A 14,259-nucleotide genomic window follows, 5' to 3' on the forward strand; every position below is an offset into this window, starting at 1 on the left:
GATCACCCATGTGGACCATGACCGGATTCGCCGACGAGATCGACCCGGACCCGCAGGTTCAGACGCGAGTGCTGCACGAACTGGGCCTGCGGCACCTGGAGCTGCGCAGCGTCTGGGGGACCAAGGTGCTCGACCTGACCGACGAGCAGTTGCGTGCCGTGAAGGACATCCTCGACACCGCGGGGATCACCCCCTCTTGCATCGGCTCCGATCTGGGCAAGATCTCGATCACCGAGCCCTTCGCCCCGCACCTGCAACGCGCCCGGCATGCGGTGGAGGTGGCCGGTTTCTTCGGCGTCTCCCGCATCCGCGTGTTCAGTTTCTTCATTCCCGACGGCGAGCCCGCATCCCGTTACCGCGAGGAGGTGCTGGCGCGTACTCGGGCGATGGTGCAGGTGGCCGCCGAGGCCGGCGTCACCCTGCTGCATGAGAACGAGAAGGACATCTACGGCGACGTCCCCTCCCGTGTGGCGGACCTGCTGTCCACTATCGACTCCCCGTACTACCGCGCCGCCTTCGACCCCGCCAACTACGTGCAGTGCCACGTGCGCCCCATGGATGAGGCCTGGCCGCTTGTGAGCGAGTACACCGACTACATCCACTGCAAGGACGCCCGCTTCCCCGTCGACGCCACCGACCTGGGCGAGGTGGTCCCCTGCGGCCAGGGCGACGGTCAGTGGCGGGGCCTGCTGGCGGCCTTGAAGGATTCCGGCTATTCGGGTTATTTCTCCCTGGAGCCCCACCTGGGCGAGTTGACCGCATTCGGGGCCGTATCCGGGCGGGAGAACTGGTCGCGGGCATACCGCGCCCTACTATCGCTGCTGGCCGAAGTCGGCGTCGAACCGAGCTGATGGGTCATGCGAAAGGCTGCCCTGATCGGATGTGGCGACGTATCGGTCGTCCACCTGGAGGCGATCGCCGCCATGGACGACGTCGAACTGGTCGGCGTGTGCGACTTAGATGCCGCGGCGCTGGAGCCCGTGGTCCGGAACACCGGGGCCCCCGGTTTCACCGCCGTCGCCGACCTGCTCGAGGCCACCCGCCCCGACACCCTGCACGTGGCCACCCCGCATGACACCCATGTGGATATCACCCTTGAGGCGCTCGCGGCGGGGGTCAACGTCATCCAGGAGAAACCGGTGGCGCACAACTGCGCCACCGGCCAGCGCCTGGTCGATGCACTCGCCCGGATGCGCGCATCCGGGCGGTCCTGCCCCAAGGTGGCGGTCTGTCTGCAAAACCGCTACAACACCTCCTCCGTCCAACTGCGTCGGCTGCTGAGCGGCGGGAACCTGGGCAAAGTGCGCGGGGCCTATGCGACCGTAGCCTGGAGCCGCCCCGAGGGCTACTACGAGGACCGGCCGTGGCGCGGTTCCAAGGCGCGTGCCGGCGGCGGTCTGCTGATGAACCAGGCGCCCCACACGCTGGACTTGCTCCAGTGGCTTCTGGGTGAGGTGATTGAGGTCAGTGGCCACGTCTCCACGGACAAGTTCGCGGCGGTCAGCGAGGTGGAAGACACCGCCTCCGCCCGCCTAACCCATGCCTCCGGCGTAACCACCTGCTTCTATGGGACTGTCAACCTGTCCCGGCACCGGCCGGTTGAGATAGAGCTGGACTGCGAACACGCCTACGCCACCATTCGCGACGGACTGGACATCCGCTGGGAAGACGGGCGGGTCGACCACTATGACGAGCGGCGACCCGCCGGTGCGGGTCGCACCTACTGGGGTGTGAGCCATGAACTGCTCATCCGCGACTTCTACGCCCGCCTGGATGATCCCGAGCCCTTCTGGATCTGCCCGGCCGAGGCCATGAAATGCCTGTGCATAGCCGAGTCCATATACGAGTCATCCGCCGCTTCGGCGCCTCGTACCCTCCATAATCACAATCATGCGAGCATGAAGGAATAGTCATGAGCCAAACCAGTGACAACAATGGTCGGCCCCATGCCGTAGCCACCGGGGAGCCGGTGCGCTTGGGCGTAGTCGGCCTGGGCACCGAGGGCGGCATGTACGCCCAGTTCATCTCCGCCGGGCGTGTCCCCGGTATGCGCATCGGCGCCATCTGCGACATCCTTTCCGACAAACAGCAACAGGCGCAGGAGTACGGTGTCCCCTTCTACACCGACTACCGGGAGATGATCACCTCCGGCACGGTCGACGCCGTGGTAACCACCGTTCCCCACTATATTCACCCCGAGGTCGGCATCTACGCGCTGGATCACGGCGTCCACGTGCTGGTTGAGAAGCCGGTCGGTGTCTATACCGCCCAGGCCCGTGAACTGATTGAATTCGCCGCCGACCACTCCGAGTTGATCTTCGGCGTCTTCTTCAACCAGCGCACCAACCCCCTGTATCAAGACCTGCGCGCCCTGCTCGCCTCTGGTGAACTGGGGGCCCTGCGCCACACCACCTGGACCATCACCACCTGGTGGCGGCCGCAGGGATACTACGAGCAGTCCGACTGGCGCGCCACCTGGGGTGGTGAGGGCGGTGGCGTACTGGTCAACCAGGCGCCCCATCAGCTGGACCTGTGGCAGTGGCTGTGCGGCATTCCCGAATCCGTATTCGCCAAATGCCAGTACGGGTTCCGACGTGCCATCGCCGTTGAGGACGAGGTAAACGCCATGGTCGACTTCGGTGACGGCGCCACCGGCACCTTCATCACCGCCACCCACGACCTGGTAGGAACCGACCGCCTGGAGATCCTGTGCGACCGGGGCAAAATCGTTGTCGAGGACTCCCGGCGCGTAACCATCGCCCGCCTCAACCAGGACGAGCGTGCCGTCTCCGATGCTATGCCCATGGAACAGGTGCGTGAGATGTTCAAGGGTGAATTCGACCCGGCCTCACTGGTCACCACCGAGGTTAAGGAGTACGACTCGGTGTGGGGGCAGCAGCACTGCGAAGTGCTGCGCAACTTTGCCGCCGCCGTCCGCGGCGAGGAGGAGCTGCTCGCCCCCGGCGGGGATGGTATTCACGGGGTGCGCCTGGCCAACGCCATTCACCTGTCCAGCTGGACGGGGCGGGAGGTGGCACTGTCGGACTTCGATGAGACCGCCTACCTGAAGCTGCTCAACGAGCGCATCAGTGCTGAGGGAAAGTTCGAGGTGCGTCCCCTATGAGCGCAGTGAATATGCCCACTAGCGGCGTCCGGCGGGATCCGGTGCTGGGCGTGCAGATGATGATGCTGAAGGATCAGGTGGCCGAGCAGGGCATGTGGGCGGTTCTCAAGCGCGTGGCCGAACTCGACCTGCACGCCGTCGAGGTCTCACAGATCCCCATGAACGAGGCCAATACTGCCGAGCTGGAACGGGGGGTCGCCGAACTCGGCATTGAGGTGGCCGCCCTGTCAACGGGTCTGGCACGCCGTCCGGGGCAGCGCATGGACACGCTGGAGGAGGATTTCGACAAGCTCGTCGCCGACTGTCGACGCCTGGGCTGCCGCTTCGCCCGCATCCCCATGATGGACTTCTCCGCCATGGTCTCCAAGGAGGCCGTTCAGGCCTGGGCGAGGCGTCTGAACCCCTACGCCCACCGGCTGAGGGAGGAGGGGATAACGCTGTGCTATCACAACCACCACGTGGACCTGCACCGATTCGGGGACGAACGCATTTTCGACATCGTACGTAGGGTGGCCCCAGAACTGGCCTTCGAGGTCGATCTGCACTGGGTGCAGCGCGGCGGGATGGCGCCGCTGGACATGCTCGCCGCCTACGCCGGGGTATGCAAGTTGATCCATGTCAAGGACTACCGGGTCACCGCTCTGCCCCGGGAGGCGCTTGAACTCATGGACGCCGGCAAGGTGACCGAGGGATACGACATGTTTGTCAACATCATTGAGTTCGCCGAGGTGGGCAGCGGCAATATGAACTGGCCGGATCTTCTGCCCGCGGCAGCGGACGCGGGCGCGGAGTACTTCCTGATCGAGCAGGACTTGACCTACGGGCGCGATCCCTTCGACTGCCTGGCCGACTCGCGCGCCTACCTACGCTCAATCGGCTACTGATCCCGGCGCGGTTCCGCGGGGCGCTGCGGGGCCTGAGCGTCCACGCCGCCAAAATGGCAGGTGTCCTCGCGGGCCCGGGTTGTTTTCTCATGCCTGAGCAATGCATGGGGACAAACCGGTTCTTCCGGTTTGAGGGTGGGTCACGTAGTGTGGTGGCAATTCCTGGCAACCCGGGACGGGCGGGGTGTTCGAGGGCGAATCTTTAGTCAACTCAGGACCGTGCCGGGAACCGCGATGCCGCGCCGCCCCGTACGGCCGCATCCGCAGCAAAGGAGCCGATCCGCCCATGAGACTGACCATCGCAGGGCTACAGGACCGTGATGCCTACCTCAATGCCGGCGTGATCGTCCCCGGCTTCGACGTCGCCACCATGCAGGCGGCCGGCCGGACTCGTCCCCGCTGGCTCCACTTGGGCGCCGGCAATATCTTCCGCGTCTATTTGGCTCGAATCGCCGACGATCTTTTCGCCTCCGGCCACCACTGGCCGATCACCGCCGTCGTCACCACCGATCCGGCCGGATTCGACACCCGACTCGGTGCCCACGACCTGCTCACCCTCTCGGTGACTGTCAACCCCGACTCCAGCCGCGACCTGCGCGCCATCGCCGGGTTGGCGGAGGGCCTGGCCACCCGGCGCGAGGCGGACCTCGCCCGCCTGTTCGCACTCGCCGTCGACCCCGAGGTCACCCTTGTCTCCCTGACCATCACCGAGAAGGGCTACGCCGTTCACGACGGCGCCGGACGACTCCTGCCCGAGGTCGCCGACGCCGTCGCCGCCGACCCCCACGGCTACCAGTCCCACGCCATGGCGCTGCTTGCCGCGGTGCTGCTGGCCCGCTATGAGGCCGGCGGCGCTCCCATCACCCTTATGAGTTGCGACAACTTCAGCCACAACGGTGACCGGCTGCGTGAGGCGATCGACGTCGTCGCCCGCGGCTGGGTCCAGGCTGGTACCGCGCCCGAAGCCTTCCTCGACTTCCTCTCCGACCCCGCCCGCGTCGCCTTCCCCATCACCGTCATCGACAAAATCACCCCCCGCCCCAGCCCGGCCGTCAGTGAGGAACTGGCCCGGCTTGGCTTCGCCGACATGGACCTGACCGAGAGCGGCGGCACGTCCCAGGCGGGCTTCGTTAATACCGAGCCCACCGAGTACCTCATCATTGAGGATGCCTTCGCCGCCGCCCGCCCGCCCTTCGAACTCGCGGGCGCCCACGTCGTCGAACGCCGGGTGTGTGACGACTTCGAAAACATGAAGGTGACCACCTGCCTCAACCCCCTGCACACCGCCCTGGCCGTTGCCGGCTGCCTGCTGCGCCTGCCCACCATCGACGCCGAGATGCGCGACCCGGCCCTGGCGGCGCTGGTGAACCGGTTGGGCTGGGACGAGGGCCTGCCGGTGGTCTCCGACCCCGGCGTAGTGGCCCCTGCGGACTTCCTCGCCGAGGTCCTGCGCACCCGCTTCACCAACCCCTACCTGCCCGACGATCCGGCCCGCATCGCCATGGACACCTCCCAGAAGATGCCCATCCGCTTCGGCCAAACCCTGCTGCGCTACCGCAACCGCGGCCTGGACATGGGCACACTCACCGCGATCCCACTGGTGATCGCCCTGTGGTGCCGCTACCTGACCGGAATCGCCGACGACGGCGCCCCCTTCGCCCCATCATCCGACCCCCGCTATGAGGAGCTGCACGCCCACGTGGCCGACCTGCCTCTGGGCGGGACGGGCGGCGGGGACGACGCCGTCCAGGACTTTGCCGCGGACCTCCACGCCGCGTTGCACCCCATCCTGTCCGACTCGACCCTGTTCGCCCTGGACCTGTACACCACCCCGCTGGCCGCCAAAATCGAGGCACTGGTGGCGCGACTGCTTGCCGGCCCTGGCGCCGTGCGCGCCACCATTGAGGAGGAGATGCTGCCATGAAAATGACCTTCCGCTGGTACGGACAGGCCTACGACCCCATTCCCCTGGAGCATGTGCGCCAGATCCCCGGCATGACCGGCATCATGGGCGTGCTGGACCAGTACGCCGCGGGTGAGGTCTGGAGCCGGGAGGACATCGGCACCCTGGTGGAGCAGGTGCACGCCCAGGGTCTGGAGTGCGAGATCATTGAGTCCGTCAATGTCCACGAGGACATCAAGCTGGGTCTGCCCAGCCGTGACACCTACATCGCCAACTACTGCCAGACCCTGGAGAACCTGGCGGCCTTCGGCATCAAAGTGGTCATCTACAACTTCATGCCGGTATTCGATTGGTTGCGCACCGAGCTTTACCACCGCAACGAGGACGGCTCCACCTGCCTGTACTACAACCACGCCGACGTCGAGGGCATGGGGCCGCGCGAAATCGTAGCCATGACCGAGCGCGCCTCCGGTGGACTGACCCTTCCCGGCTGGGAGCCGGAGCGGCTGGGCAGGCTGGATGAGGTGCTCGCCCTGTATGAGGGCGTCGATCACGCCCAGATGCGCGAGCACTACCGCTATTTCCTCCAGGGCGTCATCCCCACCTGTGAGAGGGTCGGCATCCGCCTGGCCGTCCACCCCGATGACCCCGCCTGGGACCTGTTCGGCCTGCCGCGCGTGTGCAAGAATCGAGACGACCTGGACGCCGTCGTGGGCCTGGTCGACTCCCCGGCCAACTCCCTGTGCGTGTGTTCGGGGTCGCTCGGCTCCAACCCGGATAATGACGTGCCCGCCATCTTCCGCGAATTCGGTGAGCGCGGCCGCATTGCCGCCGCCCATGTGCGCAACGTCAAGCACCTGGGGCCCAAGCATTTCCAGGAGGCGCAGCACCTGTCTGCCGACGGCAGCCTGGACATGGCGGCCATCGTGGAGGCCATCTACGACACCTGCCCCGACGTGTACGTGCGCCCGGACCACGGTCGCATGATCTGGGGCGAGACCGGCCGCCCCGGCTACCCCTTGTACGACCGCGCCCTGGGTGCCACCTACATAAACGGCCTGTACGAGGCCACCGCCAAGCTCAAGTCCCGCCCCGCCCCCAAAGTCCCCGCCCCGCGAGTTCGGTCGAAATAACCATCGAGATCGGTAGATATGGTTGCTGGAGCGGGTGGCGAGGGTGAGGCCGGTTCACGCGACCAGTTGAGACCAGGCGCCCGCCGTCAAGTGGGGGCGCGCAAAGGAGTGCTAATGACAGGAACGACTCACACACCTGACCGGGGCGATTGCGCAGCGTCGCGCCTGACCACAATCCTGGCCGCGAACCCGGTGGTGCCCGTCGTCGTCGTCGATTCCGCGCAGGACGGCGTCAGTGTTGGCCGGGCGCTAGTTGCCGGCGGCATCACGACGGCGGAGGTCACCTTCCGCACCGCGGCGGGCGCCGACGCCATCCGTGCCATGCAGGACATTGAGGGTCTGACGGTCGGCGCCGGCACCGTCATCAACACCGCGCAGGTCGAGGCCGCCGTCGCCGCCGGTGCGAAATACATCGTCTCACCGGGCTTCAGCGCCGACGTCGTACGGGCCACTGTCGACGCCGGGATCGCCTCCCTGCCCGCCTGCTCCGACGCCTCCTGGATCATGGCAGCTCTTGAGCTCGGCATCGGTACGGTCAAGTTCTTTCCCGCGTCCATCAATGGCGGCGTGCCCGCTATAAAGGCACTGTCTGCGGTATTCCCGAGTCTGGGCTTTGTGCCCACCGGCGGAATAAACGCCGCCAACCTGGCGCAATACCTGGCGGTGGACGCCGTCCGGGCCTGCGGCGGCTCCTGGATGGTAAAGAAAGACTTGGTGGCGGCGGGCGACTGGGAGCAGATCACCCGCCTGTCCGCCCAGGCCATGACGATTGCGAAGGAGGCCGGCCGATGAGCACCCTAACCGCGAAAACAGCAAACAGCGAAGCCTCCACCATCGCCGGATCGCTCCGGCCGCTGCCCGCCGAGGAGTGCCGCTACGACGTCGTCTCCCTGGGGGAGGTGATGCTGCGCCTGGACCCGGGGGAGGGGCGGGTGCGTACGGCCCGTCGCTTCGAGGTCTGGGAGGGCGGTGGCGAGTACAACGTCGCCCGCGGCCTGTCCCGCTGCTTCGGCCTGCGTGCGGGCGTGGTCACCGCGCTCGCGGACAACGAAGTCGGCCACCTGATCGAGGGCATGATCCTGGCCGGCGGCGTCGACCCGATGATCACCTGGGCGCCGTATGACGGCATCGGCCGCACCGTGCGCAACGGCTTGAACTTCACCGAACGCGGTTTCGGCCTGCGTGGCGCCCTGGGCGTGTCCGACCGCGGGAACACTGCCATTGCCCAGCTGCGGCCCGACGACGTCGACTTCGAGCACCTGTTCGGCACCCTCGGGGTGCGTTGGCTGCACACCGGCGGCATCTTCGCCGCGCTGTCCGAGTCGGCCGCCGAAGTCGCGCAGGCCGCCATGACCGCGGCCCGCCGCCACGGCACGATCGTCTCCTACGACCTGAACTACCGTCCCTCCCTGTGGCAGGGGATCGGCGGCATTGAACGGGCCCAGGAGGTCAACCGGCGTCTGGCGCGCCTGGTGGACGTCATGATCGGCAATGAGGAGGATTTCACCGCCTCCCTCGGCTATCAGGTGGAGGGCGTGGACGCGGGCCTGTCCAAGCTGGACACCACCGCCTTTGAGCACATGATCGAGCGGGTCACTGCCGACTTCGACAACTTCAAGGTCGCGGCCACCACCCTGCGCCAGGTGCGTACTGCCACCATCAACGACTGGTCGGCGATCGCCTGGTCGCTCCAGGACGGTTTTGTGCGTTCCACCGAGCGTCCAGGTCTGGAGATCCTCGACCGCGTCGGCGGCGGCGACTCCTTCGCCTCCGGCCTCATTTACGGACTGCTCGACACCGGGGATCTGGCCACTGCCGTCGAGTACGGTGCCGCACACGGCGCCCTGGCGATGACCACGCCCGGTGATACCACTATGGCCACCAAGGCCGAGGTGCTTCGGCTGGCCGCCGGTGGCGGCGCCCGCGTGCAGCGCTGAGTCGACGACGGCGCTGCGGACTCACATCCAGGCGACCGGGTCGGCGACGACCTCCTCCAGCAGCGACCAGGCGGCTCCGGTTACCGCCGGGGTCTGATCCTGGGAGGTGGTGATGATCTCCGGGACGGACCAGCGGGATGACAGCACTCGGCGGCGCAACTCCTCCTCCAGTTCTGGACGCAGGATGTCGGCCAGCGGGGCCAGATGCCCGCCCAGGATCACCGTGGGTATGTCCAGAATGTTGATGGCGGCGCTCAGGCCGACGCCGAGCGCCTGCGCGGCGCGGCTAACGGCCCGTCGCGCGGCCGGATCGTCGTTCTTCCACGCCGTCACCAGTGCTTGCGGCTCCGCGACCTCGTCCAGTCCGGCGGCGGCCAGTATGCGACGGCGGCCCGCATAGCGCTCCACGCAGCCGTGGTTGCCGCAGGTGCACAGCGGCCCGGTGGGGTCGACCTGAATGTGTCCGACCTCGCCGGCGAAGCCCGAGACTCCGAGCATGACCCGGTTGTCACGCACAATACCGGCACCGATGCCGTTCTCGCCGGACAGATAGATGTAGGAGGGCGCCGAATGGGGGGCGGCGGGCCGCTCGCGTCCGGCTGTGAGAGCGCCGAAGTCGGCCTCGTTGCCCAGATGCAGCACCAGACCGTTGGGCTGCAGCACCTCGGTGAGGAATGGTCGCGGGTCGATCCGCTCCCAGCCCAGGTTGGGGGCGCGTAGCAGCGTCTCATGCGATACCAGACCGGGTAGAGCAATGGCCGCGCCGACCTTGCGGGCCCGGCATACGGCGTCCAGGGACAGCACATCGGTGATCAGCTCCGCCAGCCTGGGGAAGACCTCGGCGGGATCGGAGGCCTCGAAATCGTCTAACACGACTCGCTCGGCCAGCACGTCGCCGGACAGATCGATGGCCCGTACCGCCATGTGGGAAACATTCACCTCCAGGCCAATGGCCACAAAGGTACCCCGGGCCGGTGTGAGCGGAACCGCCGGCCGACCCGGCCCGGAGGCCGGCGAGGGCTCCAGCTCCGTCAGGATTCCGGCCGCCACCAGGTCGTCGGCCAGACGGGAGGCGGTTGAACGGGTCATCCCGGTTGCGGCGGCCACGGCGGCGCGCGACACGGGCTCGGGTGCGGCGAAGACGTGACCGGCCAGCAGGGCCAGATTCGCCGTGCGCAGACTGGACTGCCGGGCGGAGACGGGGGAGACGGACGCCGGGCGAGGGCTTGAGGACGACGTCGCCGACGTCGTTCGGGCTTCAGACACGTCTTGACCATACCGCACGTTCATGGCATAGTTGCGTCAGCGAACAAAATCCGGCTCGAGGAGGAACCATGGTTCGTAAGCCCACCAAGGAAGACAAGTTCTCATTCGGTCTGTGGACCGTCGGCTGGTTGGCCGCCGACCCCTTCGGCGACACCACCCGCACGGCGCTCAAGCCCTGGGAGTACGCGGACAAGCTCGCCGAACTGGGTGCCTGGGGCATCACCTTCCACGACAATGACGTCTTCCCCTTCGACGCCACCGACGCCGAGCGCGCGGAAATCGTCGGCAAGCTCAAGGACACGGTGGATGCCACGGGCCTGACCATCGAGATGGTCACCACCAATACCTTCACCCACCCGATCTTCAAGGACGGCGGACTGACCAATAACGACCGCGCCATCCGCCGCTTCGGCCTGCGCAAGATCCTGCGCAATGTGGATCTGGCGGCCGAGCTCGGGGCCACCACCTTCGTCATGTGGGGCGGCCGCGAGGGCGCCGAATACGACTCCTCCAAGGATCTGGGCGCGGTGTTCGACCGCTACAAGGAAGGCCTGGACACGGTCGCCCAGTACATTAAGGACCAGGGCTACAACCTGCGCATCGGTCTGGAGCCTAAGCCGAACGAGCCGCGCGGCGACATCTTCCTGCCCACCGTCGGCCACGCCCTGGCGCTGATCGCCGAGCTGGACAACGGCGACGTCGTCGGCCTGAACCCGGAGGTCGGCCACGAGCAGATGGCGGGTCTGAACTACACCCACGCCCTGGCACAGGCGCTCAACGCCGGCAAGCTCTTCCACATCGACCTCAACGGCCAGAAGGGCCTTAAGTACGACCAGGACCTGGTCTTCGGCCACGGCGACCTACTCAGCGCCTTCTTCACCGTGGACCTGCTGGTCAACGGTTTCCCCAGCGGCGGCCCCCGCTACGAGGGTCCTATCCACTTCGACTACAAGCCCTCCCGCACCGATGGCATCGACGGCGTGTGGGAGTCCGCGGCCGCCAATATGGAGATGTTCATCCAGCTGGCGGACAAGGCCCGCGCCTTCCGCGCCGACCCGGAGGTTCAGGAGGCGCTCAAGCTCTCCGGCATCTACGAGCTAGCCGAGCCGACCCTGGGTGAGGGGGAGACCATCGCCGATTTGCTCGCCGACCGCAGCGCCTACGAGGACTTCGACGCCGAGGCGGCCGCCGCCCGCGACTACCACTTCGTCAACCTGCACGAGAAGGCCGTTCAGCACCTCATTAGCTGAACGCGCGGAAGGAGATTTCTCATGACCCTCGTCGCCGGCGTCGACTCCTCGACGCAGTCCTGCAAGCTAGTTGTCCGCGACGCCGTCTCCGGCGCCCTGGTGCGTGAGGCCAAGGCCTCGCATCCGGATGGCTCTGAAATCCACCCGGACCACTGGTGGGCCGCGCTGAACCAGGTGATCGACGCCGTCGGCGGGCTGGACGACGTTGGCGCCCTGAGCGTGGGCGGCCAGCAGCACGGCATGGTGGCGCTGGACGCCGACGGCGAGGTCATCCGCCCCGCCCTGTTGTGGAACGACACCCGCAGCGCCGGCGCCGCCCGCGACCTGATCCGCGAGCTCGGCGACGGCGACGAGGCCGCCGGCCGCAAGGCCTGGGCCGACGCCGTCGGCTCGGTGTTGGTGGCCTCGCTGACCATCACCAAGCTGCGCTGGCTGGCTGACCATGAGCCCGAGAACGCCGCGCGGATCGCCGCCGTGTGCCTGCCGCACGACTGGCTCACCTGGAAGCTGTCCGGCGCCACCTCGCTGGACACCCTGGTCACCGACCGCTCCGATGCCTCCGGCACCGGCTATTTCGACTCGGTGACCAACACCTACCGCCGCGACCTGCTCGCGCTCGCCCTACGCCGCAGCGAGGCGGAGGTGGAAGACATCGTGCTGCCGCGCGTCGTCGCTCCGCACGAGGAGGCTGGCCGCGGCGGGGTCCTTACCGCGCCGTCGGGTCGGGAGCGGGATCTGAGCCACCTGGTGCTCGGGCCGGGCTGCGGGGACAATGCCGGCGCCGCCCTCGGGCTCGGCCTGCGCCCGGGCGCCACCAGCGTCTCCCTGGGCACCTCCGGCGTGGTCGCCGCGGTCTCGGCCACCCCCACCCATGACGCCTCCGGGCTGGTCACTGGTTTCGCCGACGCCACCGGCGCCTTCCTGCCGCTGGCCTGCACGCTGAACGCCGCCCGTATCCTGGACGCTGCCAAGCAGGTGCTGGGGGTGTCGTATGAGGAGTTCGACCGGCTCGCCCTGTCCGCCGAACCGGGCGCCGCCGGACTGGTGCACGTGCCCTACCTGGAGGGGGAGCGCACCCCGAATCTGCCGGAGGCCACCGGCATGCTCACCGGCATGACCCTGACCTCGCTTACGCCCGCCAATTACGCCCGCGCCGCCGTCGAGGGACTGTTGTGCCTGATGGGGGCCGGTGTGGATGCGGTGCGTGCTCTGGGGGTAGAGGTCGACGCCGTCACCCTGGTGGGTGGGGGAGTGAAATGGGCCTGCGCCCGGGAACTCGCGCCCGCCGTGCTCGCCGTCCCGGTGGACGTGCCCGAACCGGGCGAATACGTGGCCAATGGCGCCGCCAAGCAGGCCGCCTGGGTGCTGGCCGGAGGCGAGGAGCCGCCGGTATGGGAGCTCGGCCCGGTTGAGCACTTGACTGCCGAGCCCCAGCCGCAGGTGCGGGCCGCCTACGACGCGGCCGCGGCCATCGTCGCCGCCGCGCAGCAGGACCACTAAGAACAACCATCGAGTTCGGTCGTTATTACCATCGAGTTCGGTCGGTATTACGATCGAGTTCGGTCGGTATTACGATCGAGTTCGGTCGATATGGCGCCGCCGTTATCCCCGCGGCGGCGCCGTCGAGGCACGTTCGACCAACCGTGTGGGAATTTTGACCGAGCCGATGGTGCGCCTGCTCTTGGTTCCGGTGGAATCCTCCGCCAAGTCCAGGGCCGCCTCGACTGCTCGCGCCCCCATGGTCTCCAGCGCTTGGTGAATGGTGGTGAGCGGGGGAGCGGCACACTCCGCCAAGAAGGTGTCGTCATAGCCGACGACGCTGAGTTCGTCGGGAACGGGCACTCCGCGTTGCCGGGCGGCCTCATACACGCCGATCGCGGATACGTCGCAGGCGCACATGACGGCGGTGGGGCGGCTCGGCGGTGCAATATCGAGCAGACTAAGCCCTGCGCGCAATCCGTTGGCATAGGTGTAGCTGTCTCCCAGGATGAGTGCGGGATCGACGTCGAGCCCGGCATCCATCATCGCCGATCGGAATCCGAGCAGGCGTTCGCGCGCAGGCACAGATCGCTCCGGACCGGCCACAAAGGCGATGCGCTGGTGCCCCAGGGCCAGCAGATGCTGGGTGGCGGCCATGCCCCCATTCCAGTTCGTCGAGGAGATCTCCAGCACCCCGTCCGGAGTCTGCTGGGCCGGATCGACGGTTATAACCGGCAGCTGGAGCGTATGCGCGGCTTCAATCTGCGCCTCGGACAGCTCCATGGTGACAACAATCAGTGCCAAATGGCCCTCGGCCACGAGCCGCCGTACCCAGGAATCCGAGGCGGCTTCCCGGCGGTCGGTGAAGGAGCGGACATCAAGGATGGCGCCGTGATCGTGAGCCGCGGCGACCGCCCCAGCGAGCACCCGGTTGGTGTAGTAGGTATCGAGCGAGTCGAAGACGATTGTGATCGTGGGGGAGCTGCGCTCCGCAGACATCGGTGCCTCATAGCCGAGCTGCTCGGCCAGTTCGAGGATCTGACGGCGTGTTCGCGCGGAGACATCCTGACGGCCATTGATCGCCTTGGATACCGTGGCGCGCGAGACCTTCGCGGCCGCGGCTATGGTGTCAAGCGTGACGCGTTCGCGCGAAGCCACAGCGTCCTCCATTCTTGGATCGATCCCCTGCCGGTGCGAGTAGAACCGGTGATACAGGTGTTGTCCCAGCAAGCGTAATGGTCTTCGTCCCGCCCCCTGCGCCGAGATACCCGGAAACGGTCCGA

12 protein-coding genes are annotated in these 14,259 nt (G+C 67.3%); 10 read left to right on the top strand and 2 right to left on the bottom strand.

Going from position 1 to position 14,259, the window contains the following annotated elements; translation table 11 throughout:
* The first annotated feature begins 8 nt into the window (after nt 1-8).
* The 8 genes from CWT10_RS02725 to CWT10_RS02760 all read left to right on the top strand — a co-directional run bounded on the left by CWT10_RS02725 (nt 9) and on the right by CWT10_RS02760 (nt 8,981).
* Complete coding sequence (locus CWT10_RS02725) at nt 9-851, top strand: sugar phosphate isomerase/epimerase family protein (RefSeq protein ID WP_103062285.1); 843 nt, start codon at nt 9-11, stop codon at nt 849-851.
* 6 nt (nt 852-857) lie between these two features.
* Nucleotides 858-1,910: a Gfo/Idh/MocA family protein gene (locus CWT10_RS02730; protein ID WP_103062286.1), complete on the top strand. Its 1,053-nt coding sequence runs from the start codon at nt 858-860 to the stop codon at nt 1,908-1,910.
* Between the two features lie 2 nt (nt 1,911-1,912).
* On the top strand, nt 1,913-3,124 hold the full coding sequence (locus CWT10_RS02735; RefSeq protein ID WP_103062287.1) for a Gfo/Idh/MocA family protein: 1,212 nt from the start codon (nt 1,913-1,915) through the stop codon (nt 3,122-3,124).
* The gene (locus CWT10_RS02740; protein ID WP_199176311.1) at nt 3,121-4,008 is read left to right on the top strand and encodes a sugar phosphate isomerase/epimerase family protein; all 888 of its coding nucleotides are present in this window, start codon (nt 3,121-3,123) and stop codon (nt 4,006-4,008) included. The genes CWT10_RS02735 and CWT10_RS02740 overlap by 4 nt, the downstream gene beginning before the upstream one ends.
* Before the next feature lie 286 nt (nt 4,009-4,294).
* Complete coding sequence (locus CWT10_RS02745) at nt 4,295-5,932, top strand: mannitol dehydrogenase family protein (protein WP_103062289.1); 1,638 nt, start codon at nt 4,295-4,297, stop codon at nt 5,930-5,932.
* A complete protein-coding gene (gene uxuA / locus CWT10_RS02750) occupies nt 5,929-7,044 on the top strand; it encodes a mannonate dehydratase (protein WP_103062290.1) in 1,116 nt (371 codons plus the stop codon). Before CWT10_RS02745 ends, uxuA begins: the two co-directional genes overlap by 4 nt.
* A gap of 114 nt (nt 7,045-7,158) precedes the next feature.
* Nucleotides 7,159-7,836: a bifunctional 4-hydroxy-2-oxoglutarate aldolase/2-dehydro-3-deoxy-phosphogluconate aldolase gene (gene eda, locus CWT10_RS02755; RefSeq protein ID WP_103062291.1), complete on the top strand. Its 678-nt coding sequence runs from the start codon at nt 7,159-7,161 to the stop codon at nt 7,834-7,836.
* Nucleotides 7,833-8,981 (top strand): sugar kinase, encoded by a 1,149-nt coding sequence (locus CWT10_RS02760; RefSeq protein ID WP_103062292.1) that lies wholly within the window; start codon nt 7,833-7,835, stop codon nt 8,979-8,981. The genes eda and CWT10_RS02760 overlap by 4 nt, the downstream gene beginning before the upstream one ends.
* A gap of 21 nt (nt 8,982-9,002) precedes the next feature.
* Here the strand turns inward: CWT10_RS02760 and CWT10_RS02765 are convergent, their stop codons facing one another.
* The gene (locus CWT10_RS02765) at nt 9,003-10,247 is read right to left on the bottom strand and encodes an ROK family transcriptional regulator (RefSeq protein WP_233188040.1); all 1,245 of its coding nucleotides are present in this window, start codon (nt 10,245-10,247) and stop codon (nt 9,003-9,005) included.
* A 68-nt stretch (nt 10,248-10,315) separates the two neighbouring features.
* On the opposite strand from CWT10_RS02765, the gene xylA reads away from it, so the two are divergent.
* Together xylA and CWT10_RS02775 are read left to right on the top strand one after the other, a co-directional pair.
* On the top strand, nt 10,316-11,497 hold the full coding sequence (gene xylA / locus CWT10_RS02770; protein ID WP_103062294.1) for a xylose isomerase: 1,182 nt from the start codon (nt 10,316-10,318) through the stop codon (nt 11,495-11,497).
* A 21-nt stretch (nt 11,498-11,518) separates the two neighbouring features.
* On the top strand, nt 11,519-12,997 hold the full coding sequence (locus tag CWT10_RS02775) for a xylulokinase (RefSeq protein ID WP_103062295.1): 1,479 nt from the start codon (nt 11,519-11,521) through the stop codon (nt 12,995-12,997).
* Between the two features lie 102 nt (nt 12,998-13,099).
* On the opposite strand, the gene CWT10_RS02780 is transcribed toward CWT10_RS02775, so the two are convergent.
* Nucleotides 13,100-14,134: a LacI family DNA-binding transcriptional regulator gene (locus CWT10_RS02780; RefSeq protein ID WP_158247595.1), complete on the bottom strand. Its 1,035-nt coding sequence runs from the start codon at nt 14,132-14,134 to the stop codon at nt 13,100-13,102.
* Nucleotides 14,135-14,259: the final 125 nt, after the last annotated feature.

The sequence above is a fragment of the Actinomyces qiguomingii genome (assembly GCF_004102025.1).
Classification (GTDB): Bacteria; Actinomycetota; Actinomycetes; order Actinomycetales; family Actinomycetaceae; genus Actinomyces; species Actinomyces qiguomingii.

What these genes read in the sequence shown, in the direction of transcription:
- CWT10_RS02725 (WP_103062285.1), top strand. Translation starts at nt 9, where the DNA reads ATGTGGACCATGACCGGATTCGCCGACGAGATCGACCCGGACCCGCAG.
- CWT10_RS02730 (WP_103062286.1), top strand. Translation starts at nt 858, where the DNA reads ATGCGAAAGGCTGCCCTGATCGGATGTGGCGACGTATCGGTCGTCCAC.
- CWT10_RS02735 (WP_103062287.1), top strand. Translation starts at nt 1,913, where the DNA reads ATGAGCCAAACCAGTGACAACAATGGTCGGCCCCATGCCGTAGCCACC.
- CWT10_RS02740 (WP_199176311.1), top strand. Translation starts at nt 3,121, where the DNA reads ATGAGCGCAGTGAATATGCCCACTAGCGGCGTCCGGCGGGATCCGGTG.
- CWT10_RS02745 (WP_103062289.1), top strand. Translation starts at nt 4,295, where the DNA reads ATGAGACTGACCATCGCAGGGCTACAGGACCGTGATGCCTACCTCAAT.
- uxuA (WP_103062290.1), top strand. Translation starts at nt 5,929, where the DNA reads ATGAAAATGACCTTCCGCTGGTACGGACAGGCCTACGACCCCATTCCC.
- eda (WP_103062291.1), top strand. Translation starts at nt 7,159, where the DNA reads ATGACAGGAACGACTCACACACCTGACCGGGGCGATTGCGCAGCGTCG.
- CWT10_RS02760 (WP_103062292.1), top strand. Translation starts at nt 7,833, where the DNA reads ATGAGCACCCTAACCGCGAAAACAGCAAACAGCGAAGCCTCCACCATC.
- xylA (WP_103062294.1), top strand. Translation starts at nt 10,316, where the DNA reads ATGGTTCGTAAGCCCACCAAGGAAGACAAGTTCTCATTCGGTCTGTGG.
- CWT10_RS02775 (WP_103062295.1), top strand. Translation starts at nt 11,519, where the DNA reads ATGACCCTCGTCGCCGGCGTCGACTCCTCGACGCAGTCCTGCAAGCTA.